Origin of the sequence: Pseudomonas sp. PDM32, from assembly GCF_019219225.1 — a bacterium.
In the GTDB taxonomy this organism is placed as follows: Bacteria; Pseudomonadota; Gammaproteobacteria; order Pseudomonadales; family Pseudomonadaceae; genus Aquipseudomonas; species Aquipseudomonas laurylsulfatiphila.
Genome location: NZ_JAHUWE010000003.1, coordinates 368,192 through 394,962, shown reverse-complemented (window position 1 = coordinate 394,962; position 26,771 = coordinate 368,192). Strand labels below are relative to the sequence as shown.

Genomic DNA, 26,771 nt, shown 5'->3' with positions numbered 1-26,771 from the left:
AATGGTCTCCATGGAAATTGTCGTTGGCCCTGAGAGTAGGGAAGTGGGCAAGACCTGACAATTTCAGACTCATCAAGGCTGCGTTCTCCGTTGGCGAACGATGACTTGCTCATTGTTCAATTTTCCCCGGCTCGGCCTTTGGTTACGCTGGGTTCAACTGAACGACCGTATAGAGTCGTTTGCGCACGCACTCAACCGGTGAACGAAAAGCCCATGATTTCAGCCATCGACGCACGTCATCAAAGTCATCTTCAAGTGGGCGACACCCGTTACGCCTACGTGGATCTGCACAAGATACTCACCCCGGACGAGCTCATTGGCTTGCCCTATTCAATCCGTATTCTGCTGGAGAATGTGGCGCGGTGCTCACCAGCGTCGCTGGACAACTTCATCGCATGCATACGCCAAGGGGCGCCGGCCTGCGAAGTGCCTTTTTACCCCAACCGGCTGATGTTCCACGATACGACTTGCCTGCCGGCGCTTGCTGACTTTGCCGGTATGCGCGACATGGTGGCGGAAATGGGTGGCGCACCGGAAACCATGAACCCAATGATTCCTGCTGTGCTGGTCATTGACCATTCGGTGATTGTCGAGCGCTACGCTGAAGCGGACGCGGTGGAGAAGAACCTGGACATCGACTACCGCCGCAACTCCGAACGCTACGAATTCATCAAGTGGGCACAGAAGAGTCTGACCAATTTCAAGGTGGTCCCGCCCGGTACCGGGATCATTCACCAGGTCAACATGGAGTCGCTGGCGACCGTGGTATGGGAAAGCCAGACTGCCGATGGCCAGCCACTGCTGCATCCTGACGATATCGTAGCAACCGACAGCCACACGCCGATGATCAACGCCATCGGCGTTCTTGGCTGGGGTGTGGGTGGGCTGGAGGGACAGGCTGCCATGCTCGGTGAGCCGGTGCCGATCAGTTTTCCTGAAGTCGTCGGCATTCGTTTGAGCAATGAACTGCGGCCCGGTGTGACAGCAACCGATCTGGCATTGCGCATCACGCAAATATTGCGTACGAAGCGCGTAGTGGGCAAGTTCGTTGAGTTCTGCGGCCCTGGCCTGTCGAAGCTCAGTTGGGCGGCGCGAGGCACGCTGTCGAACATGGCCCCTGAGTATGGCGCCACGGTAGTGTTCTTCCCGTTCGACGACAGCACGATGGAGTACATGCACCTGACCGGTCGCAGCGAAGACACCATTGCGCGCATCGAAACTTACCTCGAAGCACAGGGCCTGTGGCGCCACGACTCACTGCCCGAACCGCATTTCGATGACCTGATCGAGCTGGATCTTGCGGTCATCGAGCCTAGTGTTGCCGGGCCTCATCAGCCGCATCAGTGGCGCAAACTGGCTGACGCCGCGCCATCCTTTCGTCAGGAAATTCTGGGTGAGCGGGAGGGCGTGATCGCTCGTGCCTCGGACGCTGAAGCCGAATACTTCGAGCCTTCGTTTGGCCAGGCCCTGACCCATGGCGCCATCTCCCTGGCGGCGATCACCAGTTGCACCAACACTGCAAACCCGAGCCAGATGATCCAGGCGGGATTGCTGGCCCGCAACGCTCAGCGTCGCGGTTTGCGCAGTAAACCCTGGGTCAAGACATCTCTGTCGCCCGGCTCACGCGTAGTCGCGGACTACCTGGAAAAGGCCGATCTGCTGAGCGACTTCTCGGCCCTGGGGTTCGACCTCGCCGGGTTTGGCTGCATGACCTGCATCGGTAACTCCGGCAGTCTCGAAGAACACATGGAGCGCTTCTCGGACCAGGGCCTCAAAACCGTGGTGGTGCTGTCGGGCAATCGCAACTTCGAGGGGCGGGTCAATCCTCGCGTACAGGTCGGCTATCTGGCCTCGCCGGCGCTGGTCGTTGCTTATGCGTTGGCGGGCACCATCAATATGGATATCCAGACTGAGCCGTTAGGACAGGATGCGGCAGGCAACGATGTGTACCTGCATGAACTGATGCCCAGTGAAGAGCAGATTCAGGCACTGGTCAGCCAGACCGTTCGCCCGGATTTGTTCCGCCAGCGTAACGCGATGCTATGGGATGGCACTCATCACTGGCAGGCACTGTCAGCGAGTGGCAGCGTCCAGTTTCCTTGGGCGCCGAATTCGACTTACCTGCGCCGCCCCATTTACCTGCAAAACGTCAAAGCCGAAGCTTCACCCGAGTTGTCGATTCATAGTGCAAGAACTTTGATGGTGCTGGGCGACAACGTCACCACTGACCACATTTCACCGGCCAGTGCGATTCCACTCGAAAGCCAGGCTGGACAGTGGTTGATCGAGCGCGGCGAAAACCCGAACGATCTCAATCAATACTCGACCCGCCGCAGCAATCACGAAGTGATGATGCGCGGTGCGTTCGTGAATCGAGCAGTGAAGAATCGGCTATTGGAGCAACAGCCGGGAGAGGGTGGTTTTGCAACGGCTTTTGACGGTTCGATCCAGCGCGTTTACGACGCAGCTCTGAGCTACGTTGCCAAGGATATGCCGCTGGTGATCTTCGCCGGGTTCAACTATGGAGCGGGCTCCAGTCGTGACTGGGCAGCCAAGGCGCAAGCCACCTTGGGCGTCAAAGCTGTCGTCGCGCAGAGTTTTGAGCGTATCCATCGTAGCAATCTGATCGGCATGGGCATCTTGCCCATTACCTTCGCGGCAGGCGTCGACGTGACGAACTTGCAGTTAAAGGGGGATGAGACGCTGGACTTCAACGGCTTGGAGACAATGCAGGTGGGGGCAAACCAGCTCTGCCTGGTGATCAATCGCGCGGACGGAAGTCAGACCTCGCTGCCGTTGATTCTGCAGCTGGATTCGCAACAGGAAATTCTCTACTTGAAGGAGGGCGGTATCCTGCCGTATGTCGTGCGCAAGGTCGTTTCGCAGGTGAGCAACTGATAGGGAGGCAGGAAGTGCATCGCGGGATGCCGCCTTCGAAGCGGCTAAAAACCAAGCGCGCAGACTGTGAGAGGGCCATGAGGACTGTAAAACCACGGCAGATTTTTCTTGCTGCCGTGCATAGCCATCGGAACACATTTCCGGGTCGAAATAGCGAAATCTTGAGCTGCCTTCGGCCTAAAGCTGTCATCGGCTCACCATCGGTTAACTCTGCATCTGGACTAGGTGCTTTCCGCTCGTCGAGTCCCGTGACGGGAGATTGATAAGATGGCTATATGCCGCTAAAACACAAGAATTAGGAATAAAACACTATAGGTGAGGAGATGGTATTGAGATTTGTTGTCATACCAGCAACCCCTAAAGAGACAGAATCGGCAAGGTGTGGTGTGCGCTTTTATTCGCGCACGGAGCCGTCTGGATTCGACATTTATGACAACAAGGAAAAGTCCCGTTCACCCCTTCATTTTCCAACGCGAGAGGAGACAGAAGCGGCGTGTGAATTGAAGAACGCTGAGCAGCTGTTTAACTCTATATATTGAACGCGATCAATCGTAGCGGCGGCGGATCATTCTGCCTTTTCTACTGGTAGCAACGGGTCAGTTTCAACTAGTTGTGATAGGCAGCAAATGGCCAAAAGCGGTCGCCGGATTTTATGGGCGCCAGATCGCGAATTTTCCATCAGCGCCAACCGAGCAAAGATTAAACTGCTGACGACAATTAACCAGTAGGAGCCTGTAAGAAGAATACAAACTTGAATCGCCCCCAGGTTTCGTGGAGTCAGTTTCTGCGTCTTCGGATGCTCACGAACAAGGCGTTGACTCCCTCTATATCCCGGAGCAGTTCGTCTGGCTGCGTTACAGGCCGCTGCTGACCAGCTGCATGTGAGTGCGCGCTCACGTTGCGGCAGCAGCGATCATGTAGACGCTGGACTTCTCGAAAGTCCTGCTCTTCCACCACCATCACGCCATCGAGCCGGCCAACCGAGATACCATCACGAAATCGCACAACGGTTCCGTTGAGTAGCGTGTCCTCGATCCCAACCTCAATCGTCACGCGCAGGTCATCGTAGGCGTTGCGGATCGCGCGACGCTCATCCTCTCCCGGAGGGTTGTTGAAGTTAGCCGCAATCTGCTGCTGAGTGGTGCGGTGCTGCTGAATCCGTTCCGCATGCCGGCGCATGTCGTAAGGTAATCCAGCATCGACGTAACCAGGACCTTCTGCTCGATAGCTGATCGACCGGGACCCGATCCGCATCCTGGCAAAGCGTGAGTAGCTCACCAAAAAACACAGCATCGTGGGTGAACACGATCACTTGTCGAATGGCGGACTCCTCAACTATCCGACGCGCAACAGCGGTTCGATGGCCGTGGTCAAGGCTTGAGACCGGATCGTCGAAAACGATGCCTGACGTCGACCCCGACTGGTGGAGCTCCGCGAAGAAGAACGCGAGAGAGCACATGCGCTGCTCAGCCTCACTGAGAACCTGGTGCGGGCCAAGCTGGCAACCTTGGAGTTGAATACCTAGGCGAACCGATCCTGCATCTCCTTGAGAATAAATCCCGGCTTGGATGTACCGAAGATTCAGCCTGCTAAGTTCCTCGTTCATACGTCCAGCCAGTGCTTCGCTGACGTAAGCTCTCCCCAACTGACTTGCAAGCGTGGTCATCGGGCGCGTCGCAGCGATGTCATCAAGACAGCTCTGGAGCCTAGCCCTACGGGCCAGACTCTCGATGACCCTGGCTATGCCTTGGATATGCTCGGAAAGGAGCTGCCTAGCTTCGAGCTCCTTCAGTCGCAGCTTTTTGGCTGCCAGGGCTTCCGCATCCATGTTTGCGCGCATGCGGGCCGCTTCGGCGCGTAGTGCTTCCGCAACTTGATGGAGCGAAGCCGCCGGGCCCGGGCCTCGATATCCAGGGCGCTCCGGCCATTCCCCGCCAGCTACAGCCGTTCTGAGCCACTGAAGTCGAGCGACCAAATCTTCCTGGTAAGCCTGAATATCGTCCGGCAGCGCTGCCACTCGAGCCCTCAAACCATCCTGCATGTTGGGGGCAACTATGAAAGCAACACTAGCTTGGCCAACGTCGCGGACAATCTGCTGCCAGGCATCCCGGGCAGTTTGAGCAGCTTCGGCCGCACGATCCCGGATGTAGTGATCAAACCGCTGCAAGCGGTCCTGAGCCTCAGGATTCAGTTCCTGCTGGCAAAGCACGCAAACTGCGCCGTCATCGGTAACTGGGAAAGCTTCTCCAGGGTAAGCCGTGCCCATCGAGTACTCACGCGCAGCATTGAACAACGTTGCCCAAGGGCCCTGACCAGTTCCAGGAAGCAGCTGCGTCGCATCCCCTGCCTGCAGCAGGGCAGATGCCGCACGCTCCGCGACCTCCGCATCGACAAGGGTTCGATGGGCCTGCAGCTTGGCATCCAACGCATCATCGGACACAACACTTGCTGCCGCTGCGATGGTGTTGGCCAACTCATCGACCCGAGTCGCGGCATTGTCGAGGTTCGTCGCCCTAGCGGTTGGGTCCGCTTCGCTTATCTCCTGAGGAAGGCGAGCTCGCTCTGCCTGCTCATCTGGCGTGAGTGTGGCCAACTCACGTGCCCGCGTCAGATCTGTGGTAGGTCCAATCGGATGCACTGTCCGGCCGGCCTCGGTATCGGCGGGAATGATATTGAATGGCGTAACGTCTGTAGCGAGACCTGCAATTTCATTCTGGACTCGTGGCCTCAGAACCTGGTTGAGCCCGTTGGCCAGCTGCTGCAGATAGATCAGCGCAGACGGCTGAAAAGTGGCAGCTTCTCGCGACTGTAGGTAATGACGGGCGCAGTCGCCATCGAATACGGAAATGCCCCGAAGTTCGGGCCTCGGGACAACCCCAGGCTGACCACTCCAGATCGTTTGCTCCGGGGCGCCGTCCAGCGAGAAGTCGATGGCGGCGCTCGGTATGAGCTGCTGGTAATTCGCGGCATAGGCATTGGCGTATACAGCACCAGGGCTACGGGCTCGGCACGCCTGTTTCAGTACGCGGGCATAACCGGACTTACCAGCGCCATTACCACCGTACACGATGGTGAGCCCTTGCGACTGAAACTCCAAAATCTGGTCGCTTGGAATCTTGCCGACATTGGTCAGCAAATGTAGGGCTCGCAGGACAACCGTCCGATCCTGATTCGCCTCTGCGGGGAAATGCTCCGCGGCGAACCCTATCGGTTGAGGTGCTGGTTGAAGTGCACTGGGGACAGCATGATGTTGTTTGGCAAGGTCTAGAATTTCACTCAGGTCCTCCTCGGTCCATGCCCCCTGAACACACAGGCGTCGCAAGGCATCCTGACGCCATAGTGGCAACCTTCCCGCCCACTCCAGCACTTCCTCATAAATGGCCATACCTGAGCTCCCTGTTCCTTAGAGAAATAAGCATAGTGCACCGCGCAGCAATTTCCGTTGAAGCTTGATTCTTGCCCAGACCGAGAAGGGTGTTCTGGCCGAAATTCTAAAGGTCTGCTTTTGGCCGTTTTCTGCCTCTCGCGACGGGCAACTACCGGCCAGAAGCGGACGGTATCGCTTTTGCCAAGGACGGATCACCAAACCAAAAGGGACATTAATCTAACTTACCTAAGTTGCACTGCTCTACTGAGTGTGGGGGGCGGCATCCCTGCTAACAGGCGCTGGCTGCCGGATTACATGCCATGACGATCCACGCCGCGCCGTCGATCATCACCGACCGCTCGCCGGGGAGGCCGGCGAAGGCGGCGCGAACCGCGGCCGAGGCGTGGGCGCGGATGTCATCGGTTTGTTGCGCTAGTACTAGCGACAGCGGACCGCCCTCGAACGCCATCCTCACCGCGTCATCGATCGCCGCATCCCGAGTCTCGCCTTCACCGAACGGGATGGAAACATCGAACGGCGCAAAAGTGATATCGGTAAAGCCAGCGGCCGTCAGGATACGTGTCACGCGTCCCCGGTCACCGAACGAGAATGGTCCAGGTGCTTCAGGATCAGGCGGTGCGGCCAGCGGGACGATGCCCTTGATCGCGCCCATCGGCAGGCGCACCCAATCGTTCTCGGCCACGCCGCGCCAGCAGATGAAAGCGACCCGCCCGCCCGGCCGGAGCGCGCGTCGCATATGTGCGAACGCCCCTGTCGGATCGTCGAAGAACATCACCCCGAAACGCGAGAAAAGGATGTCAAACGCGCCCTCGGGCAGCTCGGCGCTACTGGCGTCGGCCACCTGGAACAGGACCGGCGTATCCTGCGGCGCAAGCTCGCGCGCTCGTCCAATCAGCGGTTCGGATATGTCCACGCCCAGCACATGTCCGCCCGCGCCGACGCGGGCGGCCAGAGCCAGACTCGACGCGCCCGCGCCGCAACCGACGTCAAGCACGCGTTCGCCCGTGGCGGGCGCCGCGGCTTCTATCGCGGCCTGGCCAAATACCGCAAACATGGCGTCGAGCCGGGCCTGGTTGGCGGCCCAGTACTCTCCGCTTTCGCCATTCCAGTCGGCGACCTGATAGGCTTTTTGCTCTGTCATGACATCTCCTCGTTTTGATTCGTTTTTAACCAGCTAGCCTTTGATCGAGGCAAGGAGGAAAGGACGCTACTTGGCCCATGCCACGATCCGTTCCGCGATCGCCTCAGGGGCCTCGATGTGCAGGAAGTGACCGACGCCGGGGACGACCTCCATCGCGTGCGGGGCGGCGAACCGATGTCGGTCTTCGAACTGCGTGGGGAGGATGCAGCCGTCGTTGGCACCGTGAAGCTGCAACAGGGGCACCGTGATCGGCTGAGACATGCGGCGCGTCGCACCAATCATGCCGGGGCGCAGCATCGCCCGGTAATACTTTAGGGGCGCGGGCATGCTCTTGCGCAGATGCTCGTGTAGCTCTGCCTTGAGAGCGGGATCGAGCGAGAAGCCGGGCGACCACTGACGCCAGAGGCGGTCGATGAAGGCAAGATCGCGGGCGGTGGCGATCCAGCCGCTTCCAGGCAGTTGAAAGAGCCCCATGTACGAGCTCCGGCGCAGTTGAGCGAGGTGCGTCAGCCGGCTCATGAACGTGAGTGGATGAGGGATTGCGAGCGCGACCGCGCGTTCGATCCACCCCGGTGCGGTGACGCAGGCATCATAGGTGATCAGGGCGCCCCAATCGTGGCCAATCAACTCCACGGGGCGCCCCGGAGACCAGCGGTCGATCAGCGCGAGCACATCGCTGGTGAGGGCTGCGAAGTCGAACGGCCCCGCGGTCGGGGACGGCGCGTAACCGCGAAGCCAGGGTGCGACGACGTGGCGGCCACGGCGGCCGAGCTCGGCAAGGAAGAGCTTCGCGGTCGGCGGATGATCTGGGAAACCGTGCAAGACGATCGTCGGTTGACCATCGGGATCCCCCCCCTTCAGCGCATGAAAGGTGCCGTGTGGCAGGTCGAAAGTGACGTGTTCGAACTCCATGTGTGTCAGCCTTTTTCAAAAATGGTCGGGCGAGAAATGCTGATGCTGGCTTCGGTGTTTCTGGTCCTGGACATGTGCGCCTCCATGCTCATCTCCAATCTGTGCTCTCAAGCCGGCATCGACTGCTGGGCGAAGATACCGGCCATCGCGCCTTGCCATATTTCCGGAGTCAGGCCGTGCAAAAGCCGGGGACGGCGACCTTCTGGAACAGGTGCGGGGTAGCTACGACGGATGACGGATAGGCCGAAACCTTCGCGACGAATTCGGGACGGGCGAAGGCATCGCGGAGCGTCTCGGTGGACTCCCACACCACATAGTTCAGGAAGGTCGGGCTATCACCGATCGCTCGGTGCAGTTGGGTGGAGATGAAGCCCGGCTGCTTCTTCAGGGTTTCGCCTGCCGCCTTGAAGGCGTCCAGGAAGCCCGCTTCGTCAGCGGAACCGACCGTGAATATGTTGATAAGTACGATTGGCGCGGCCGAGATGCCGAGTTGGCGCTCAAGCGGGAATTCATCGTCTAGCGGCTTGAATTTCTTTAGGACTTCCATGGTGGCGCTCGCGTCTATTGTGAAGTTGAAATTGGCGTGATCGATGCTGCTTGATCTCAAACCAGCATCGACTGCTGGGCGAAGATGCCCGCCATCGCGCCTTGCCATGAAGCCGTGCTGACAGAAGCCATGAGAGGGTTGGCGAGGTCGCCGGCAGCGTAGACGCCGGGCACACTGGTTTCGCGGCGCTCGTCGACCTTGAGGGCGATACCCAGAGGCGTATCGACCGTGGCGAGGCCCAGGGATTCATGCAGACGTGCGGAGGGCTTGTTGCGCGGATGCGCGAACAGGATGTCGACCGCGACAGGGGGGCCGGCGTCGAGCCTGACGGTGGTGTTATGGCTCTCGTCATGGTCGATTTCGGTGATCCGGCCATCGACGACAGGGATGCCGCGGCGCGCCAGATCGGCCCGGATGTCAGGTGGAATGTCGTGACCATTGGCGAAGACCGTCAATGTGTCGGTCCAGTCGTGGTATAGCCTGACGTAGTTGTGCGACGGCGGGCCGGACCAGACGAGGCCCCAATGCCGGCCCGCAACTTCAAAGCCGTCGCAATAGGGGCAGGGCACGATGGAGGTTCCCCAGCCTTCGGCAAAGCCGGGAAGTTCAGGCATCTGGTCGGCGACGCCATAACTCAAGATCAGGCGGCGTGCCCTGAGACTTCCGCCATCGCCAGTGAGGATGGAGAAATCGTCAATGGTGCCGGAGATACTCTCGGCCCGGGCAGTGACAAGGCTGATCGTAGGGTAGCGCGCCAACTGTTGCCGCGCTTCGGCCAGAATTTCCAGCGGTGGCTTGTGATCGTGGCCAAGCAAACCATGCGAGTGGTCGGCGAAGCGATTACGCGGAAGTCCGGTATCGAGAACGGTGACTTTTCGGCGGGCACGACCAAGCTGGAGAGCGGCGGCAAGACCCGCAAAACTGCCGCCGATAATGATGACGTCATTCATGGTGATAGGCTCCGCGTTGTGGCTGAAGGGACTTGGGTTTTACTGTTTGGATACTTTCGAGTACCATAATCCCTAAATTACGATACCGTCAAGTACTGGAATTTTTATGACCGAAATCAGCCAGACCCGGCGCGGCCGGCCAGCCAACGAGGCGCTCAGCCAAACGATCGTCGACGCCGCCGGCGAACTTTTTGTGGAGTTGGGATTTCAAGCGACAACAATGGACAAGGTCGCCCAGCGGGCAAAAATATCCAAGCTAAGCATCTACCGACACTTCGAGAACAAGGAGGCGCTGTTCAGCGCGGCCATCGCGGCCCATTGCCATCAGTTTGCACCACAGGCCATTGTTGAAGGCATCGACGGTTCGGCTGCAGATCAGCTCATGGCGGTGGGGACATTCCTGTTGCGCACGTTGTTGAGTCCGGAAGTGCGCAGTGTTGAAGCCATGATCATGGTCGACAAGACGAAGCAAAAGTCGTTGAGCAAGCTCCATTACGAAGCCGGTCCCGCCTATGTCATTGCCCAGATCGAGGCCCTGTTGCGTCAGTTGCACGCGAAGGCGATGCTGAACGTGCCCGACCCTTTAGAGTCTGCCCGCTTGTTTGCCGCGCTTATCAAAGGGTCCGATCTCCTGATGATCGCCCGCTTCGATGAGGCGAAAGCAAAGGACGACTATGAAGTCGAATCCTATTGCCGGTCGGCCGTCGCAATGTTCATCGCAGCGCACGGTATTTAGTGGTTGATTTGAACGCCTGATGTTGATCGTTAGCTGGACATCTCAAATGGCAGGCTTCGGCCGTTAGCGGTCCTTGCCAAGGTCCGCTTATGGCCGTTTTATGCCTTTCATGAAGCGCAGAAATCGATTGCTGTCTGTCGCATGGTCTGAAAATAACTCGCAGCCGGCTGTCACCCTACATCGGCGCACCTTACGAATCTGCCCCTAATTCGAAGAACGAGCGTAATAGCGCGGAAATTCAGTTAGATAGTGCCCGGTCAGGCTGCATGACCTAGGTTGAGGGGAAAATAGTGTCAACTATGCAAGGGGACATTCGCCTCGCTAATCACCTCTGTAGCGAGATGAATGGAGGTCTTGATTAACAAGGCGAGTATCAACGCATTATTCAATGGAAGATCTTGTGTTGCGTCTTGGAGGCATCACCACTTAACAGAAAACACCCGACGCAGGTCTTCAATTGCTTCCTCATCCAGCGGTGCAGGCTTCGGATTGCTCATCATCCAGAGCTTCGCCGTTTCCTCAAGCTCTTCCAGTGCAAAGCTGGCTTTCGATACTGAGGTTTCCCAAACCACTGGGCCTAGCCGTTCCAGCATGACGCCACGCACATCGTTGGCCAATTGCGCAACTTGTGCCGCCACGTCAGGAGAACCGGGGCGCTGATAGGCGATCAATGGGATGTGGCCGACTTTCATGATTTGGTAAGGCGTCAGTGGAGGAAGGATGTCGTCTTTGTTCCAGACTCCGGCGAGCGTCAGAGCCACGAGCGAAGTCGAATGTGTGTGCACTACACCATTCACTTCCGGGTTGCGGTCGTATACCTGACGATGCAGCTCCAGGGTTTTCGACGGCTTGTTGCCGGATACCCAGGTGCCGTCCTTGCTGACTTTCGCGATTTCTTCCGGCTTCAATCTTCCCAGGCAGGCGTCGGTGGGGGTGATCAACCAGCCATCTTCCAGGCGTGCACTGATATTGCCTGCGCTACCCACGGTATAACCACGTTCGTACAGGCTTTTGCCGACGGTGCAGATTTCTTCGCGCAATTGTTCTTCGGTGCTCAACTTGTACTCTCCTCGAGAAGTGATGTGAGGCCAGTGCCGATGCCTGAAAGTGAAAGGTTGGCTTCGGCGGATTCGGGTCTTAATTTCAGAATCGGCGATTTGTGAGCGAAGGATCCACTCAGGTGCTGTTTCATGAGATGCGCGGCTTCAAGGTTGTTGCCTTGCTCCACCAGTTCGATCATCCGGATGTGTTCGGCGCACTGTTTGAAAAGGCGCTTGCGGTCGATCATCGAGCGATATTCGATTAATCGCCGCATGTTGTTCATCTGGACCAGGATCATGTGATAAAGCGGGTTGCCGGAGAGCTTGATTAGCTCTTCGTGGAAGCGAATACCATTTTTGAGCAGCACATCAGCCGGCAGGTTATCAATGCCGCCGTTGAGCATGTCCTGCTGCTCTTTTTTCAAGCGCTGGAGCTTGCTCAGGTCGTGATGGTAGGTCGATTCCAGCAGCGCTGCCGGTTCGATCAACGAGCGCACCTTGTAGATCTGTTCGAGAGTTTCCGGTGTCTTCGCCACGTCCAGGAAGCGCCAGCCATAACCCGGTTTTGGCTCGGCCCAACCGACTTTTGCCGCCCGGTTGAGAATGTCTATGACCTGGGCCTTTGTCAGGTTGTAGCGAGTGCGCAGAAACTGCTCTGTCACTTCGTTGGGGATTGCATTGTTCAGCCAGTCTTCCGAGAGTCGGTAGTATTCGTCCGGCTCTTCAAGCGGAAGTACCTCATCGTGGATTTGCGACGGATCCTGCACGAGCTCCAGCACAAAGAACCCACGATTTGGCAGTTGCTCGAGAATGTTTTGCTCGGAGAGCAGCACCAGCGCTTCGCGTGCAGGGGAGCGGGAGACGTTGAACTCGTCGGCGACTTTTTGTGCGCTCAGATGAGCACCCAGGGGCAGCTTGCCTGTCTGGATTTTCTGCCGGATTTCAGCGGCGATGCGTAGTACGAGGGCACTTGAGGCCATATTTTGATCACTTACGAATAGAGTGGCGACGATCACTTTCCGCAGTAGTGGCGAGTGAGAGCGAATGAAGCATGGCTTGATTCGAACAGGTTTCGTCGCCGTTGACTACTTTTTAACGTGGCATTATGCAAAAAATTGCACTGATTAAATCTTGAAGTGACCCACCATGCTGTTGAGTTCGACAGCCAAATGGCCGAGGGATATCGAAGCGTCAGTGGTTTGTTGTGAGCCCGTAGCCGACTGAACGGATAGATCACGGATATTGAGCAAGTTGCGGTCAACGGAACGTGCAACGTGCGCTTGTTCTTCGGTGGCCGTCGTGATCATTAGATTGCGTTGATTGATGTCGTCGTTGGCGGCGACAATTTCTGCCAGCGCACTTTGAGTGGATTGGGCCAAAGACAACGTGAGACGGGTGTTCTCACTGCTGCTGAGCATGGTTGAAACGGCAGTATCCGTTCCGCTTTGGATGCCACTTATCATCTCTTCGATTTCCCGCGTCGACTGTGCAGTGCGGTGGGCGAGGGCGCGCACCTCATCTGCAACGACGGCAAAACCTCTACCCGCATCGCCTGCTCGAGCCGCTTCAATGGCGGCGTTGAGTGCCAACAGGTTGGTTTGTTCGGCAATCGTGCGAATGACGTCCAGTACCTTGCCAATACGTTGCGACTGTTCGGCCAGGCTTTCGATCTGCTCCGAACTGAGTTGCACATCTCGGGTGAGCGTCTCTATGGCATCCAATGTTTCGACCATGCGTTGCTGCCCTTTCAGGGCAATGTCCCGTGACGCCACGGACAGCTCGGACGTGGATAGCGCATTGCGGGCGACTTCTTCAATGGCTGCGGTCATTTCGGTCACCGCGGTGGCTGCCTGCTCAATCTCGGCGTGTTGCTGTTGAATATCCTGACTGGAAGCTTCCGTGACCGTGTTCAGTTGCGCGGTGGCGCTGGTCAATTGCCGGGATGAGCCTGAGATCTGTCCCAGGGTTTTTATCAGATTGCTTTGCATGGTCGCCAAGGACTCGAGCAGACGAGTAGCTTCATCGTTGCCGGTTGGTTGAATGGGCTGGCTCAGATCACCTTCGGCAATTGTTTTCGCGGCTTTAACGGCCACATTCAAGGGCGCAGTGATGCTGCGAGTCAGTAGCCATGCCACCAGAACTGTCCCGATACCAACCAGGATGATGACCAATGCCACACCTTGGACGGCGCGTTGATAGGCATCGATCGACTCGTTACCTGCCAGCTCTGCGCCTTTGTTTGAACGGTCGATGAGGTCTTCGAAGTTTTGCGTCATCTGATCGTAGGAATCCCTGATCGCCATCAGAAATTCCCTGGCGCCCGTCTTGTCACCCTTGCGAGAAAGCTTGAGCAATTCGAGGTGATTTTTTGCATACACGTCAAGGCTGGCATTGAACGCGCTCAACCTGCCCTTATCGTCCTCGTTCGTGAGCAACTGGGCGTAGATCTGCATTTGCTCGCGAACCTGACGCAACCGCCCGGCGGTTTTGTCTTCGTAAGATTGCATGTCTTTTTCGCTGACCGAAAGAATGTGCTGCATCGATCCCATCCGGTAGCGGTTCAGTGCGGCATTCGCCGCCCCCAGAGCACGTACCCGTTGAAGCCAATTGTCCTTTATCTGAGTCGATTGGACCTGCACTTCATCGATCTGACGTAGCGCGAAGACCCCTAGCGCAATGCTCAGCGCGGCAATGATGACGAACCCGAGAACCATTCGACTGGCGATGGAGAGGTGTCTTGGCAGCATGATCAGTATCCCTTCGGCAGAGTAGTGCGATCCGGGTCGTGGCCGGATGCGTGTATTTGTGCTGACTAAAATAGCATTGCATTTTGGTGTGTCAATGTGCCAAGATTTTTTAAGCGTTTTTTCGATGGCGCTTACCTGGGTACTGGGTGGCAGCACGAAAAGATTGAGGTAAAGAGCTATTTTTCGGTCCCTGGCAGTTTTAGCAGTCAATAGGATTGCTTTGCGCTGATTGATTATTTGCACGCAAATAATCACAAGCGCATCCAGATTTCCTTTGCGTTCAATAATAAAACCCTGTTTGAGGAAGCATCTGTCATGCAGCGCAGAACCAAGATCGTGGCCACGTTGGGGCCAGCAACAGAATCATTCGAAGCCCTCGAGGGATTGGTGAAAGCGGGCGTTGATGTCGTGCGCCTGAACTTTTCCCATGGGAAGGCTGAAGATCACATTGCTCGTGCCCGGCTGGTGCGTGAGCTGGCTGCCAAACATGGTCGTTTCGTGGCAGTACTGGCCGATCTGCAAGGTCCTAAAATTCGCATCGCACGGTTTGCGCAAGGGAAAGTCGTTCTCGAGAAGGGGCAGCAATTCATTCTCGACGCTGCGCTGGACAAAAATGCCGGGGACAATCAGCGGGTCGGAATCGACTACGAGGCCTTGATCACAGACAGCCGCCCAGACGACATTCTGTTACTCGATGACGGACGAATCGAGTTGAAGGTTCTGAAAGTCGAAGCGACGCAATTGATCTGCGAAGTCCTGATAAGCGGACCGCTGTCCAACAACAAGGGGATCAATCGCAAAGGCGGTGGACTGTCGGCATCGGCGCTGACCGAAAAAGATTTCGCCGATATCAAGACGGCTGCACACATGCAGGTGGATTACCTGGCTGTCTCGTTTCCACGCGACGCCTCGGATATGCACCTGGCTCGTCGCCTGATGCAGGAGGCGGGAGGGCAGGCCGGCCTGATTGCCAAGATTGAACGCGCAGAAACCGTCAATGACCTGCGAATTCTCGATGAGATCATCGAAGCATCTGAAGGCGTGATGGTGGCCCGGGGTGACCTGGGGGTGGAAATCGGTGACGCGGAACTGGTAGCCGTTCAAAAGCTGATTATCGAACGTGCCCGCACGCTTAATCGTGTGGTGATCACTGCCACTCAGATGATGGAGTCGATGATCACGCAGTCAATGCCGACTCGTGCAGAAGTGTTCGACGTTGCCAACGCAGTGCTTGATGGCACCGACGCCGTGATGCTCTCCGCCGAAACCGCGGCGGGTGCCTATCCGATCGAAACGATCGAGGCCATGCACCGGATCATCATCGGCGCAGAAAAGCATCCTCAGTCCCATCGTTCCAAACATCGCGTCGACCAGGTGTTCCACAAAATCGACGAGTCCATCGCGATGTCCGCCATGTACGCGGCCAACCATCTGCACGGTGTCAAAGCCATCATCTGCATGACGGAAAGCGGCGATACACCTCGCTTGATGTCGCGCATTCGCTCGCACCTTCCGATCTTTGCGTTCTCTCGCAATCTGGCCACTCAGAATCGCGTCACGTTGTTCCGTGGTGTCGCGACCATTCCGTTCGACAGTGACGACTTCGCTCCTGAAATGGTGAATGAGAAAGCGGTTGAAGAGTTGACCCGACGCGGTGTGGTGAAGGCCGGTGATCACGTTCTGATTACCAAAGGCGATTACGCCAACGCCCAAGGTGGGACCAATTCCCTTCGAGTCGTGTGCGTTGGCGAAGCCATTCGCTGAGTGAGGATGCTTTGATGAGTGAAACCCGTTCAACTGATCACGAAGCCGTGGATAACCACGATTTTGGGTCGTGGCCACGCGATTTCGATTTTCGAGCGCAGTACGCAGAACAGCAGGAGCTGCTGACGCCGCAAGGCGAAGAGGTAACGGCAGTGAACCATTCGAAGGGGACAAATCATGCTTAACAAGAACAGCCGAATCCAACACATCCTTGCCCGTGAAATTCTGGACTCGCGAGGCAACCCCACCGTCGAAGCGGTTGTGACCCTCGCGTGTGGCGTCAGTGCAACGGCCAGCGTTCCCTCCGGTGCGTCCACGGGTTCCCGTGAAGCGCTCGAGCTGAGAGACAATGCATCGCGTTACATGGGCAAAGGCGTGATGCGCGCGGTCGAGAATGTGAACAACCCGATTCGTGAATGCCTGATCGGACTGGATGCCCTGAATCAGCGCGAAATCGACAATGCGATGATTGCCCTGGATGGTACCGAGAGCAAGAGCATTCTGGGGGCCAATGCGATCCTCGCGGTGTCCCTGGCCACCGCCAAGGCTGCGGCTGCGGTTAAGGGTGTTCCGCTGTACGAACACTTGGCTGCGCTGTATGGCTCACCGGGCAAATTCAGCATGCCCGTTCCGATGATGAACATCATCAACGGCGGCGAGCACGCCGATAACAACATCGATATTCAAGAATTCATGATCCAGCCAGTCGGAGCCTCGTCGTTCCGCGAAGGTCTGCGCATGGGCGCCGAGGTGTTCCACTCCTTGAAGAAGGTTTTGTCGGAACGCGGCCTGAGCACCGCGGTGGGGGATGAGGGTGGGTTTGCTCCTTCACTTGCCTCCAATGAAGAAGCATTGATTGTTATCAAGGAAGCCGTAAGTCGAGCGGGTTACGAGCTGGGCAAGGACATCACGCTGGCGCTGGATTGTGCTGCCTCCGAATTTTACGAGGACGGTAATTATGTACTCGCCGGCGAAGACCAGTCATTCAATTCGGCAGGTTTCGCCGATTACCTGGCGATGCTTTGCGACAAGTACCCGATCATTTCCATCGAAGACGGGATGGATGAAAGCGATTGGGATGGCTGGGCGGGACTGACTCAGAAGCTCGGCCACGTGCAACTGGTGGGCGACGACTTGTTTGTGACCAACACCAAAATTCTGCGCGAAGGCATTCAGAAAGGGATCGGTAATTCGATCCTGATCAAGTTCAACCAGATCGGCACACTCAGCGAGACGCTGGACGCCATCCGCATGGCGCAAGATGCCGGTTACACCGCAGTTATTTCCCATCGTTCGGGTGAGACCGAGGACACCACCATTGCCGACCTCGCCGTTGCCACTCGCGCGGGGCAGATTAAGACAGGCTCTCTGAGCCGCTCGGATCGTGTGGGTAAATACAACCGATTGTTGCGTATAGAAGAGGCCTTGCAAGAGCGAGCGCCTTACAACACGGCCGCGCTTCTGAACAGGAAAGCCTGAATCATGCAGACCTCTTCTCACAAAAAGAAACTTGTTATCGGAAATTGGAAAATGAACGGTAGTAGCGTGGCGAATGCTTCGTTGCTGCGCAGCTTACTTCCGGTGATTTCGCGCTTTGAAAGCGTTGAAACGGCAATTTGCCCACCGTTTCCCTACCTGACGACCGTAGCCGATCTGCTGGATGATTCTGATGTTTCGCTGGGAGCCCAGAATCTCAGCACCCATCTGTCAGGCGCACATACCGGAGAAGTCAGTGCTTCGATGCTCGAGGACATTGGCTGCCGCTATGTGCTCGTCGGGCATTCGGAGCGCCGTGCGCTTTATGCAGAAGACGATGAGCTTGTGGCAAAGAAGTTTGCTACCGCGCTTCGTGCCGGACTCATCCCGGTTTTGTGTGTGGGTGAAACACTTGCTCAACGTCAGGGGGGGGAAACAGAGGCAGTCGTCACCCAACAATTGAGTGCAGTACTGAAGGCAGTGGGCATTCAGGACCTGGTCAAGGGTGTGATTGCCTATGAACCTGTATGGGCCATTGGTACTGGCGAAACCGCGACACCAGAGCAGGCTCAAGCTGTTCATCGGCACATCCGGGAATGGCTGGCTGAACAGGATCGCCCGGCCGCCACCGATTGCCGGATTCTGTACGGCGGGAGTGTGAAGGCCGAGAACGCCAAGCAATTGTTCGATCAACCGGACATCGATGGTGGCCTGATCGGCGGAGCTTCGCTGGATGCGATGTCCTTTGCTGCCATCTGCTGGGCGGCTCAAACGGCGCCGGCTGCCGAACCCATCGCGATCTGAATTCTATTTGAACGTGCAAAGCACCATGTGCCGGGTTCTTTCTCTCCCGGCACTGCACAGTGTGCACAGAGGTATGAAAAATGACGTTGAACAACCGACTTGAAACTCTCTTCCCGAGCGCGGACGAAATCCCTGCTGCATACCGTCCAGGACCTTCCATTGAACAGCGCGAATATCTGGTCAATGGCGAGCTGCGGTTGTGGGACGGCGCGCTCGCTCCCGTCCGCAGTCCTGTATGCCTGAAAAAAGAATCGGGTCACGAGTCCGTGATTTTGGGCAGTACCCCACTTCTGGACGCGCAAACGGCCATGACCGCACTGGATGCAGCGGTACAGGCCTATGACCGTGGCCAAGGCGTCTGGCCAACCCTGCGTGTGGTCGAGCGTATTCGGCACGTGGAGTCTTTCCTCAGCCGCATGCGTGAACAACGTGAAGCGGTAGTGAAATTGTTGATGTGGGAGATTGGCAAGAATCTCAAAGACTCGGAGAAAGAGTTCGATCGCACCTGCGACTACATCGTTGACACGATCAATGCCCTCAAGGAGCTGGATCGTCGCTCCAGCCGTTTTGAGCTCGAACAAGACACCTTGGGCCAGATCCGCCGCGTTCCGCTGGGCGTAACGCTGTGCATGGGGCCTTATAACTATCCCCTGAACGAGACGTTCACGACCTTGATCCCGGCGTTGATCATGGGCAATACCGTCGTGTTCAAACCGGCCAAATTCGGTGTACTGCTGATTCGACCTTTGCTTGAGGCATTCCGTGACAGCTTCCCGTCCGGGGTTATCAACATCATCTACGGCAGCGGCCGGGAAACCGTCAGCGCTTTAATGGCCAGCGGCAAGATCGATGTTTTTGCGTTCATCGGAACCAACAAGGCTGCCAGCGACCTGAAAAAGCTGCACCCTAAGCCACACCGTCTGCGTGCCGCGCTGGGTCTGGATGCGAAAAACCCGGGCATCATCCTGCCCGATGTCGATCTGGATAACGCCGTTTCCGAGGCTGTTACCGGCTCGCTCTCGTTTAACGGGCAACGCTGCACTGCGCTGAAAATCCTGTTCGTTCATGAAAACGTCGTTGACACTTTCCTCGACAAGTTCCAGGCGAAGCTGGCCCAGCTGAAACCGGGTATGCCGTGGGAGCCGGGTGTCGCTTTGACGCCCCTGCCAGAGCCAGGCAAGACTGATTTTCTGACCGGGCTTGTGGCCGATGCTGTCAGCAAAGGCGCCAACGTCATCAACGCCGGCGGGGGAGAAGTCTGTGAGACGTTCTTCTATCCTGCGGTGCTGTACCCGGTGACTTCCGACATGCGTGTGTACCACGAAGAACAGTTCGGGCCGGTTGTACCTGTGGTGGTTTACCGTGATCTGGAAACAGTCATCGAATACGTCCTCGATTCCGATTTCGGCCAGCAGCTCAGTATTTTCGGCAAGGATTCCGCGCAAGTGGGTCGTTTGGTCGATGCCTTCGCCAATCAGGTGGGGCGTATCAACATCAACGCGCAATGCCAGCGCGGCCCAGACAGCTTTCCATTCAACGGTCGCAAAAACTCTGCCGAAGGGACGCTATCCGTTCATGACGCCTTGCGCGTGTTCTCCATTCGCACGCTTGTCGCCACCAAGTTCCAGGAAAGTAACAAGGAACTGGTCAGCGACATTATTCGCAATCGCGAGTCGAGCTTCTTGACCACTGACTACATCTTCTAGGGGGGCACGATGACTACGCGCTCTTTGATTATTCTTGATGGTGTTGGTATTCGGCAGGCTACTGAATCGAATGCTTTCGCCGCAGCGAGAAAGCCGACGTTTGATGCGTTGCTTAAGCGTTTCGCTAACGGCGAAATCGAAACGTCAGGTCTTGCTGTTGGACTGCCAGAGGGTCAGATGGGGAACTCCGAGGTTGGCCACATGAACCTCGGCGCGGGGCGGGTGGTTTACCAGAGCCTGACCCGAATTGATAAAGCGCTCGCGCAAGGAGAGTTCTCACAAAACCCGGCACTACAGGCGTTGCTCCAAGGGGTGAAGAGTCGCGATGGTGCTGTGCACGTGATGGGGCTCCTTTCTCCGGGCGGCGTGCATAGTCATATCGATCAGATTATCGCGGCTTGTGGTTGCCTGGTTGAGCAGGGTGTCGAGAAAGTTTATGTGCATGGCTTTCTCGATGGCCGAGACACGCCGCCCAAGAGCGCTTTAGCCTCGCTTGAGGCTTTGGAAAACGCGTTTGCGAGACTGGGCGCCGGACGCATTGTTTCGCTGGTCGGTCGCTACTATGCAATGGATCGCGACAACCGCTGGGGTCGCGTGGAATCGGCCTACCGATTGATTGTCGGCGGCGAAGCCGAACATCAGGCTGAAACGGCGTCGGTAGCTTTGTCTGCCGCTTACGAACGTGGGGAGTCGGACGAATTCGTCAAGCCAACCACGATTGGGCAGTCCGTCAGTGTCGGTGCGGATGACGCCATGATCTTCATGAACTTTCGCCCCGATCGGGCGCGGGAGTTGACCCAGGCGTTGATCCAACCGGATTTCACGGCGTTCGAGCGGCCGTTTGTGGTGGCCAAGGATCGCTTGCTCACATTGACGCAGTATTCCGAAGAGCTGAGTTGCCTGTGTGCATTCCCTCCCGAAGCTATTCACAACAGCTTGGGGGAACACTTGGCCAGACTTGGGAAAACGCAATTGCGCATTGCCGAAACCGAGAAGTACGCCCACGTGACGTTCTTTTTCAACGGCGGTAGAGAGCAGCCTTTTGAGGGTGAGGAGCGAATCCTGATTCCGTCGCCTGACGTTGCTTCCTACGATCTGCAGCCTGAGATGAGCGCCCCGCTGTTGACTGACAAACTGGTCAACGCCATCGCCGGCGGCACATTCGATCTGATCGTTTGCAACTATGCCAATGGCGATATGGTGGGTCATACAGGCTCATTCGATGCTGCCGTCAAGGCGGTCGAGGTGCTCGATGAATGCCTGCGTCGCGTAGTTGAAGCAACTCTCGCAGCCGGTGGTGAATGTTTGATTACTGCCGACCACGGCAACGTTGAGCAAATGCTCGATGCGACGTCTGGCCAGGCCCACACGGCGCATACCTTGAATCCGGTGCCGCTGATTCTGGTCAGTGAGCAACCAGGGCGACACGGGCTGAAGAATGGCCGGTTGTGCGATATCGCTCCAACCCTGTTGCAGATGCTGAGTTTGCCGATTCCGTCTGAGATGGATGGCAACTCGCTTCTCACCGTCTGATTGGCTGACAGGTGCCATCAGTGCATCGCCGCATCGACGATTGGTTTGGTCGCCCCCGTCGAGGCGATGTGGCTTACCACGACTCGCTCATTTGAGCATGCGGGCATCACCGATTTTGGTGATGCCTTTTTTTCTGGGCAATCGAGAGTTTTGACGTTATGGAATGGTTTCTCAATCCGGAAATCTGGATCGCGTTTTTTACCCTGACAGTGTTGGAAATCGTTTTGGGTATCGACAACATCATCATGATTTCGATTTTGGTCAGCCGCATGCCCAAAGCCATGCAGCCCAAAACCCGCTTCTTCGGTTTGGCACTGGCCATGGTCACGCGCATTCTTCTGCTGCTGTCCATCACGTGGATCATGCAACTGACTGCCGATCTGTTTCATGTCTTCGATCAAGGGATTTCGGGGCGTGACCTGATTCTGTTCTTCGGAGGATTGTTCTTGCTGTGGAAAAGCAGCAGCGAAATCTTCCAGGAACTGGAAGGTGGCGAGGAGGGGGAGTCTGAGTTTGGTAAAAAGGGTGCGGGCTTTCTGAGCACCATCATTCAGATTGCGATCATCGATATCGTCTTTTCGCTGGACTCGGTGATCACAGCTGTCGGAATGGTTTCTCATGTACCGGTGATGATCGCCGCCATCGTCGTCGCGGTGCTGATCATGATGCTTGCGGCCGGGGCGATCAGTGCGTTCATCGACAAGCATCCGAGCCTGAAAATGCTGGCCCTGGCATTCCTGATTGTCGTGGGCGTCGTGCTGATTGCCGATGCAATGGGGATGCACGTACCGAAGGGCTACGTCTATTTTGCAATGGCCTTCTCGCTTGCGGTCGAGGCATTGAACATTCGCTTCAGGACGCTGAAGGCTGCGTGAGTCCGTCGCAGACGGGGCAGGGACGCCCCGCTGCGGCAAGTTTTTTCAGATACAGACAGGACAGTCGCCAACGCGTGGCCATCACCTCGACCAAGAGGTTGCACCGTTGGTAGGGTCGCCTTCAGAAAGCATCTGTTTCATGCGTTCACGTTCATCGACGCCGGGCAGTACCCCCGTGGTCGTTGCCTTCAGCACGATGACACCCTGTGCGTTGGAAGCACTGATTTCGGCTTTTGCGTGACCGCGCTCATCGATGTTCACAATAAGCCAGTGACAGCTGATCTGTTCTCCTGGGTAAACCGGTCGTTTGAACTCAAAACTCATTCCTTTGGCCAGCCAACCAATTTGTCCGCCGATTTCGGTAACGAGGCTGGCTGTCAGTAGACCGTGGGCTACAGGTGCCTTGAACCCGCGAATCGATGCGTAATGCGCGTCGCAGTGAACAGGATTGTAGTCCCGAGAGATCTGCGCGAATCGGCGGACATCCTCATCCGAAAAACAACGATCGATGGTGAAGTGGTCTCCGACCTGAAGACCTTCGGCAGCACGTTCTCTGAGGCTTTTCATAGCGGATCCTTGGGCTAGAAAGTGTGCTCGGGGCCGGGAAAAGTACCAGCACCTACATCCAGTGCAAAATCCTTCGCCGCGTTGTGAAGAGCCGAGCGAAGATCGGCGTATTGCTTGACGAAACGCGGCATGCGACCGGTGCGCAGTCCGGCCATATCCTGCCAGACGAGGACTTGGGCATCGCATTGGTTTCCCGCGCCGATACCAACAGTTGGAATCGAAACCGCTTCGGTAATCGCTCGACCCACATCGCCCGGCACCATCTCGATCAAAATCGCAAACGCGCCTGCGGCTTCAAAAGCTTTGGCACTGTCGATCAAGCGCTGTGCATCTTCGCCCCGGCCCTGGACACGAAAGCCACCCAATTGATGTTCGAACTGTGGCGTGAAGCCGATGTGGGCCATGACCGGTATGCCTGAACTCGTCAGTTTCTCGACCTGAGGCAGCATCTCGATGCCGCCCTCCAGTTTGACCGCGTGAACACCGGCTTCTTTCATGAAGCGCACGGCGGTATGGAAACATTGCTCGGCCGAGGCCTGATAAGAACCGAAAGGCAGACCGGCAATCACCAGGGCTCGCTGAGTGGAACGACTGACCGCCCGAACCAGCGGAATCAGTTCATCAACGGTTACCGATAGCGTGGACTCATTGCCGTAGACGTTGTTGGAGGCAGAGTCGCCCACCAGAAGAACCGGTATACCCGCGTCTTCGAAAATGGCAGCGCTATACATATCGTATGCAGTGAGCATCGCCCATTTCCGACCTTCCATTTTCATTTGTTTCAGATGCGGTATGCGTACTCGGGTCGCCACTTGCGCGCGAGTTGCGTTGCCGTAAGGTGCGGGCTGATCGCTCATGAACATTGCCTCGATAAAAAAAGGATTAATCCAGTATCTGCTCGGCGAGCAGAATGACTGCGATGATGATCATTGCCGCGCCAGAGAAGCGGCTGACGAACCGAGCCGCTACGGGGCGTGTATGCAGAACGGCCTGAGAACCGAAGCCGACCAAAAGATAGATCACCCCGCAACTGATCGTGTGGATCAGACCAAGTGCAATCATCTGTAGCGGCACGGGCCAGGGGGCGGAGGCGTGGGCAAATTGCGGTAGTAACGCCAGGAACAACAGAAATACTTTTGGGTTGAGCCCGCTCACGCACAGCCCCTTGATCGCCCAGCGTGTCCAGGAGTTCGAAGCCTGGATATCATCGGCGTGTGGTGTCGAGGGGCGGGCAAGCATGTTGATACCCAGCCAAAGCAGATAGGCCGCTCCGGCAATCGTTAGCACCGTCAAGGCCAAAGGGTGGTTGGCTACCAGCGTGCCGACGCCCGCGGCCACTACGATGGTTGCAATCAGGTGGCCGGACAGAAGTCCGCCCACGGCAGGTATGACGACCCTCCCTTTCAAACCTGCGGATATGGCGTAGGCCCAGTCTGCGCCCGGGGTTATGACGAATAGAATCGACACAGCCCAGAAAGCAATGAACACACTGAGGTTCATGGGGCCACCCACTTGTTTTGCTGATAACTCATCGTCCTGCTCCGGAAGAAATGGATGCGAGGAAGAATAGTGAAAAGTTGTTAGAATTTATTTTCAAAGATGTTCGGCATTAAGCCTGGAAACGGGAGATTCTTCCAAATGGACAGGATTGATCGAAAGATTCTTTCTGAATTGCAAAAGGACGGGCGACTCTCGGTCACCGAACTGGCCGAGCGCGTCGGATTGAGCCTTTCACCTTGCCATCGGCGAGTGCGAGCGCTGGAGGAGTCGGGTGTTTTGCTAGGCTATAGAGCGCAGTTGGACCCAGGCGCATTGGGTCTCAATTTTTCCGCTATGGTGTTTGCAACGCTCCGCGAGGGCGACAGGCTAGCTGTCGAGGCCTTCGAGACGGCGCTCCTCGGCATTCCCCAAATAGTCGATGCTCAACGACTGTTTGGGGAGCCAGATTACTTGCTTCACGTCATTACCCAGGACTTGCCAGCTTTTCAAAGACTCTACGATGAGAGTCTTTCGACATTGCCCAATGTGCAGCGTTTGACGTCGACACTCGTTATGAAGCGGGTCGTGCAGGATCGACCTCTGCCTCTGTAATGCGAATATTGGCACGAAACCTGTCGCGCACCGCGTGAGCCTATTCATTCAAGGCGGCATGCGATCGAAAGTGATCAAGTGGGGTTCACACTGAGCAATCGCATCAGACCCTCTTGTGAAAATCGCCCGTCCCTCGTCGACTCCTTGTTCTTGCGTACATCCTGGCTGGGATTTTCTTTGGTCGTCAGTCCCCATTCCCGTGCAATGTCGAAGAGGGGGGAGAGGCTGGAACAACTGCGTCGGTCGGGAATGTTGGCTTTCGGAGCAGGAGGAGGGAGGCAACAACAGTCAATGCCCGCTTCGATGAGCGGGCTTTTCATCTAACAAAACAAGCAGAGGCCAGGGAGGGGAACTGCCAAAGAAAAAGGCGCAGCCCAGACCTACAGCTGACGAGCGATCAGGTCCTTCATGACTTCATTGGCGCCGCCATAGATCTTTTGTACGCGCGAATCGACAAACATCCGGGCGATAGGGTATTCGTCCATATACCCGTAACCACCGAACAGTTGCAGCAGTTCGTCGGTGACCTTGCACTGCATATCGCTGCACCACAACTTGGCCATGTAGGCGGCCTGAGGATCGAGCTTGCCGTCGAGCAAGCGCTGGGTACAGTCGTTGACGAATGTGCGGGCGATGTGGGTGATGGTGGCACACTCGGCCAGCTTGAACTTGGTGTTCTGCAGGTCGAACAGCTTCTGGCCGAACATCCGGCGTTCCTTGGCGTAGTCCGTGGCCAGTTCCAGCGCACGCTCCATGACCGCCACGGCGGGCACAGCCAGCAACATGCGTTCATAGCAAAGTTGGCTCATCAGCTGGATGAACCCGTTGCCTTCGACCGGGCCGAGCAGATTGGCGACCGGTACGCGCACGCTGTCGAAAAACATTTCGCATGTGTCCGAGCCATGCAGGCCGATCTTTTTCAGCTTGTTGACGCTGTAGCCCTTGAGGTTCCCGGTCTCGATCACCACCAGTGAAATACCCTTGGCGCCATCGTCGGAAGTGCGCACGGCAATTACCACCAGGTTGCCGCTGTAGCCGTTGGTGATGAAGGTCTTGGAGCCGTCGATCACGTACTCGTCGCCATCACGGCGGGCGCGTGTACGCAGGGTCTTGAGGTCGGAGCCGCAATCGGGTTCGGTCATGGCGATGGCGGCGAAGAGCTCGCCGCTGGCCAGGCGGGGAATCCATTTTTGCTTCTGCTCTTCGGTACCGTAGTCGAGGATGTAGTGGGTGGCGATGGAGTGCACCGCAGTACTGGGCGGCATTCCGGCGCGAGCCAGTTCATCCAGGGCGACCAGTTGATAGGACAGCGGCGCGCCGGCACCGCCGTATTCCTCACTGATCTCCGGCAGCAGAAAACCCATCTCGCCAAAGCCCTGCCAGATCTCGCGCGGTACGTAGCCCTGTTCGCGCCAGGCATCGTTGTGCGGTGTCATCTCATTGGCGATGTAGCGACGTACCTGGTCGCGATAGGCCTCGATGTCGCTATCCATCCAGGAATGTTGGTGCAGTTGGGGCAACATAAGCTCGGTCTCCGCAATTTTGGGCTTCGCCACCGATGGCAGCGTGCGAAATGCGAGCCTAGAACGAGGGGGC

At 56.9% G+C, this 26,771-nt stretch carries 23 protein-coding genes and 1 pseudogene; 10 read left to right on the top strand and 14 right to left on the bottom strand.

Annotated features, from left to right (window positions below; all coding sequences use genetic code 11):
* Window positions 1–213: 213 nt before the first annotated feature.
* A complete protein-coding gene (gene acnA, locus KW846_RS08200) occupies window positions 214–2,898 on the top strand; it encodes an aconitate hydratase AcnA (RefSeq protein WP_218481903.1) in 2,685 nt (894 codons plus the stop codon).
* Between the two features lie 777 nt (window positions 2,899–3,675).
* Here the strand turns inward: acnA and KW846_RS08195 are convergent.
* From KW846_RS08195 to KW846_RS08170, 6 genes are all read right to left on the bottom strand, one after another.
* The gene (locus KW846_RS08195) at window positions 3,676–4,077 is read right to left on the bottom strand and encodes a hypothetical protein (protein WP_218481902.1); all 402 of its coding nucleotides are present in this window, start codon (window positions 4,075–4,077) and stop codon (window positions 3,676–3,678) included.
* Window positions 4,016–6,283, bottom strand: coding sequence for an AAA family ATPase (locus tag KW846_RS08190; RefSeq protein WP_218481901.1), 2,268 nt, complete (start codon window positions 6,281–6,283; stop codon window positions 4,016–4,018). The genes KW846_RS08195 and KW846_RS08190 overlap by 62 nt, the downstream gene beginning before the upstream one ends.
* A 271-nt stretch (window positions 6,284–6,554) precedes the next feature.
* A complete protein-coding gene (locus tag KW846_RS08185; RefSeq protein ID WP_218481900.1) occupies window positions 6,555–7,427 on the bottom strand; it encodes a class I SAM-dependent methyltransferase in 873 nt (290 codons plus the stop codon).
* Window positions 7,428–7,493: 66 nt separating this feature from the next.
* The gene (locus tag KW846_RS08180) at window positions 7,494–8,339 is read right to left on the bottom strand and encodes an alpha/beta fold hydrolase (protein ID WP_218481899.1); all 846 of its coding nucleotides are present in this window, start codon (window positions 8,337–8,339) and stop codon (window positions 7,494–7,496) included.
* Window positions 8,340–8,508: 169 nt separating this feature from the next.
* Complete coding sequence (locus KW846_RS08175) at window positions 8,509–8,886, bottom strand: antibiotic biosynthesis monooxygenase (RefSeq protein ID WP_218481898.1); 378 nt, start codon at window positions 8,884–8,886, stop codon at window positions 8,509–8,511.
* A gap of 56 nt (window positions 8,887–8,942) precedes the next feature.
* Window positions 8,943–9,836, bottom strand: coding sequence for an NAD(P)/FAD-dependent oxidoreductase (locus KW846_RS08170; RefSeq protein WP_218481897.1), 894 nt, complete (start codon window positions 9,834–9,836; stop codon window positions 8,943–8,945).
* 106 nt (window positions 9,837–9,942) lie between these two features.
* Between KW846_RS08170 and KW846_RS08165 the strand changes: the two genes are divergently transcribed.
* The gene (locus KW846_RS08165; protein WP_218481896.1) at window positions 9,943–10,572 is read left to right on the top strand and encodes a TetR/AcrR family transcriptional regulator; all 630 of its coding nucleotides are present in this window, start codon (window positions 9,943–9,945) and stop codon (window positions 10,570–10,572) included.
* 419 nt (window positions 10,573–10,991) lie between these two features.
* Here the strand turns inward: KW846_RS08165 and KW846_RS08160 are convergent, their stop codons facing one another.
* The 4 genes and pseudogenes from KW846_RS08160 to KW846_RS30335 form a co-directional block, all read right to left on the bottom strand.
* Window positions 10,992–11,630: an aldolase gene (locus KW846_RS08160; protein ID WP_218481895.1), complete on the bottom strand. Its 639-nt coding sequence runs from the start codon at window positions 11,628–11,630 to the stop codon at window positions 10,992–10,994.
* Window positions 11,627–12,592: a GntR family transcriptional regulator gene (locus KW846_RS08155; protein WP_218481894.1), complete on the bottom strand. Its 966-nt coding sequence runs from the start codon at window positions 12,590–12,592 to the stop codon at window positions 11,627–11,629. Before KW846_RS08155 ends, KW846_RS08160 begins: the two co-directional genes overlap by 4 nt.
* 144 nt (window positions 12,593–12,736) lie before the next feature.
* A complete protein-coding gene (locus KW846_RS30340; RefSeq protein WP_371049673.1) occupies window positions 12,737–13,600 on the bottom strand; it encodes a methyl-accepting chemotaxis protein in 864 nt (287 codons plus the stop codon).
* Window positions 13,598–14,359: pseudogene (locus KW846_RS30335) on the bottom strand (MCP four helix bundle domain-containing protein); the annotation flags it as partial. The gene KW846_RS30340 and the pseudogene KW846_RS30335, both read right to left, overlap by 3 nt.
* A gap of 315 nt (window positions 14,360–14,674) precedes the next feature.
* Here KW846_RS30335 and pyk point away from each other — a divergent pair.
* From pyk to KW846_RS08115, 7 genes are all read left to right on the top strand, one after another.
* On the top strand, window positions 14,675–16,123 hold the full coding sequence (gene pyk / locus KW846_RS08145; protein WP_218481893.1) for a pyruvate kinase: 1,449 nt from the start codon (window positions 14,675–14,677) through the stop codon (window positions 16,121–16,123).
* 14 nt (window positions 16,124–16,137) lie between these two features.
* On the top strand, window positions 16,138–16,308 hold the full coding sequence (locus tag KW846_RS08140; protein ID WP_007979402.1) for a hypothetical protein: 171 nt from the start codon (window positions 16,138–16,140) through the stop codon (window positions 16,306–16,308).
* Window positions 16,301–17,602, top strand: a complete 1,302-nt coding sequence (eno, locus tag KW846_RS08135; protein WP_218481892.1) for a phosphopyruvate hydratase — start codon at window positions 16,301–16,303, stop codon at window positions 17,600–17,602. Before KW846_RS08140 ends, eno begins: the two co-directional genes overlap by 8 nt.
* A 3-nt stretch (window positions 17,603–17,605) precedes the next feature.
* Entirely contained in the window at window positions 17,606–18,403 is a 798-nt protein-coding gene (gene tpiA / locus KW846_RS08130) for a triose-phosphate isomerase (protein ID WP_218481891.1), read from the top strand.
* A gap of 80 nt (window positions 18,404–18,483) precedes the next feature.
* Window positions 18,484–20,109, top strand: a complete 1,626-nt coding sequence (locus tag KW846_RS08125; RefSeq protein ID WP_218481890.1) for an NADP-dependent glyceraldehyde-3-phosphate dehydrogenase — start codon at window positions 18,484–18,486, stop codon at window positions 20,107–20,109.
* A 9-nt stretch (window positions 20,110–20,118) separates the two neighbouring features.
* A complete protein-coding gene (gene gpmI, locus KW846_RS08120; protein ID WP_218481889.1) occupies window positions 20,119–21,642 on the top strand; it encodes a 2,3-bisphosphoglycerate-independent phosphoglycerate mutase in 1,524 nt (507 codons plus the stop codon).
* A 158-nt stretch (window positions 21,643–21,800) separates the two neighbouring features.
* Window positions 21,801–22,517 carry a TerC family protein gene (locus tag KW846_RS08115; protein ID WP_218481888.1) on the top strand — a complete coding sequence of 239 codons (717 nt, stop codon included), beginning with the start codon at window positions 21,801–21,803 and terminating at the stop codon, window positions 22,515–22,517.
* An 81-nt stretch (window positions 22,518–22,598) separates the two neighbouring features.
* Here the strand turns inward: KW846_RS08115 and KW846_RS08110 are convergent, their stop codons facing one another.
* Genes KW846_RS08110 through KW846_RS08100 form a run of 3 tightly spaced genes read right to left on the bottom strand, consistent with a single transcriptional unit; the run spans window position 22,599 to window position 24,584 of the window.
* Complete coding sequence (locus KW846_RS08110) at window positions 22,599–23,084, bottom strand: MaoC family dehydratase (protein WP_218481887.1); 486 nt, start codon at window positions 23,082–23,084, stop codon at window positions 22,599–22,601.
* 14 nt (window positions 23,085–23,098) lie between these two features.
* Window positions 23,099–23,941: a 3-methyl-2-oxobutanoate hydroxymethyltransferase gene (gene panB, locus KW846_RS08105; RefSeq protein ID WP_218481886.1), complete on the bottom strand. Its 843-nt coding sequence runs from the start codon at window positions 23,939–23,941 to the stop codon at window positions 23,099–23,101.
* Between the two features lie 25 nt (window positions 23,942–23,966).
* A complete protein-coding gene (locus KW846_RS08100; RefSeq protein WP_218481885.1) occupies window positions 23,967–24,584 on the bottom strand; it encodes a LysE family translocator in 618 nt (205 codons plus the stop codon).
* Window positions 24,585–24,722: 138 nt separating this feature from the next.
* Here KW846_RS08100 and KW846_RS08095 point away from each other — a divergent pair, with 138 nt between their 5' ends.
* The gene (locus KW846_RS08095) at window positions 24,723–25,175 is read left to right on the top strand and encodes an Lrp/AsnC family transcriptional regulator (protein ID WP_218481884.1); all 453 of its coding nucleotides are present in this window, start codon (window positions 24,723–24,725) and stop codon (window positions 25,173–25,175) included.
* Window positions 25,176–25,555: 380 nt separating this feature from the next.
* Here the strand turns inward: KW846_RS08095 and KW846_RS08090 are convergent, their stop codons facing one another.
* The gene (locus tag KW846_RS08090; protein WP_007973384.1) at window positions 25,556–26,698 is read right to left on the bottom strand and encodes an acyl-CoA dehydrogenase family protein; all 1,143 of its coding nucleotides are present in this window, start codon (window positions 26,696–26,698) and stop codon (window positions 25,556–25,558) included.
* Window positions 26,699–26,771 lie beyond the last annotated feature (73 nt).

What these genes read in the sequence shown, in the direction of transcription:
- acnA (WP_218481903.1), top strand. Translation starts at nt 214, where the DNA reads ATGATTTCAGCCATCGACGCACGTCATCAAAGTCATCTTCAAGTGGGC.
- KW846_RS08195 (WP_218481902.1), bottom strand. Translation starts at nt 4,077, where the DNA reads ATGCGCCGGCATGCGGAACGGATTCAGCAGCACCGCACCACTCAGCAG.
- KW846_RS08190 (WP_218481901.1), bottom strand. Translation starts at nt 6,283, where the DNA reads ATGGCCATTTATGAGGAAGTGCTGGAGTGGGCGGGAAGGTTGCCACTA.
- KW846_RS08185 (WP_218481900.1), bottom strand. Translation starts at nt 7,427, where the DNA reads ATGACAGAGCAAAAAGCCTATCAGGTCGCCGACTGGAATGGCGAAAGC.
- KW846_RS08180 (WP_218481899.1), bottom strand. Translation starts at nt 8,339, where the DNA reads ATGGAGTTCGAACACGTCACTTTCGACCTGCCACACGGCACCTTTCAT.
- KW846_RS08175 (WP_218481898.1), bottom strand. Translation starts at nt 8,886, where the DNA reads ATGGAAGTCCTAAAGAAATTCAAGCCGCTAGACGATGAATTCCCGCTT.
- KW846_RS08170 (WP_218481897.1), bottom strand. Translation starts at nt 9,836, where the DNA reads ATGAATGACGTCATCATTATCGGCGGCAGTTTTGCGGGTCTTGCCGCC.
- KW846_RS08165 (WP_218481896.1), top strand. Translation starts at nt 9,943, where the DNA reads ATGACCGAAATCAGCCAGACCCGGCGCGGCCGGCCAGCCAACGAGGCG.
- KW846_RS08155 (WP_218481894.1), bottom strand. Translation starts at nt 12,592, where the DNA reads ATGGCCTCAAGTGCCCTCGTACTACGCATCGCCGCTGAAATCCGGCAG.
- KW846_RS30340 (WP_371049673.1), bottom strand. Translation starts at nt 13,600, where the DNA reads ATGCAAAGCAATCTGATAAAAACCCTGGGACAGATCTCAGGCTCATCC.
- pyk (WP_218481893.1), top strand. Translation starts at nt 14,675, where the DNA reads ATGCAGCGCAGAACCAAGATCGTGGCCACGTTGGGGCCAGCAACAGAA.
- KW846_RS08140 (WP_007979402.1), top strand. Translation starts at nt 16,138, where the DNA reads ATGAGTGAAACCCGTTCAACTGATCACGAAGCCGTGGATAACCACGAT.
- eno (WP_218481892.1), top strand. Translation starts at nt 16,301, where the DNA reads ATGCTTAACAAGAACAGCCGAATCCAACACATCCTTGCCCGTGAAATT.
- tpiA (WP_218481891.1), top strand. Translation starts at nt 17,606, where the DNA reads ATGCAGACCTCTTCTCACAAAAAGAAACTTGTTATCGGAAATTGGAAA.
- KW846_RS08125 (WP_218481890.1), top strand. Translation starts at nt 18,484, where the DNA reads ATGACGTTGAACAACCGACTTGAAACTCTCTTCCCGAGCGCGGACGAA.
- gpmI (WP_218481889.1), top strand. Translation starts at nt 20,119, where the DNA reads ATGACTACGCGCTCTTTGATTATTCTTGATGGTGTTGGTATTCGGCAG.
- KW846_RS08115 (WP_218481888.1), top strand. Translation starts at nt 21,801, where the DNA reads ATGGAATGGTTTCTCAATCCGGAAATCTGGATCGCGTTTTTTACCCTG.
- KW846_RS08110 (WP_218481887.1), bottom strand. Translation starts at nt 23,084, where the DNA reads ATGAAAAGCCTCAGAGAACGTGCTGCCGAAGGTCTTCAGGTCGGAGAC.
- panB (WP_218481886.1), bottom strand. Translation starts at nt 23,941, where the DNA reads ATGAGCGATCAGCCCGCACCTTACGGCAACGCAACTCGCGCGCAAGTG.
- KW846_RS08100 (WP_218481885.1), bottom strand. Translation starts at nt 24,584, where the DNA reads ATGAACCTCAGTGTGTTCATTGCTTTCTGGGCTGTGTCGATTCTATTC.
- KW846_RS08095 (WP_218481884.1), top strand. Translation starts at nt 24,723, where the DNA reads ATGGACAGGATTGATCGAAAGATTCTTTCTGAATTGCAAAAGGACGGG.
- KW846_RS08090 (WP_007973384.1), bottom strand. Translation starts at nt 26,698, where the DNA reads ATGTTGCCCCAACTGCACCAACATTCCTGGATGGATAGCGACATCGAG.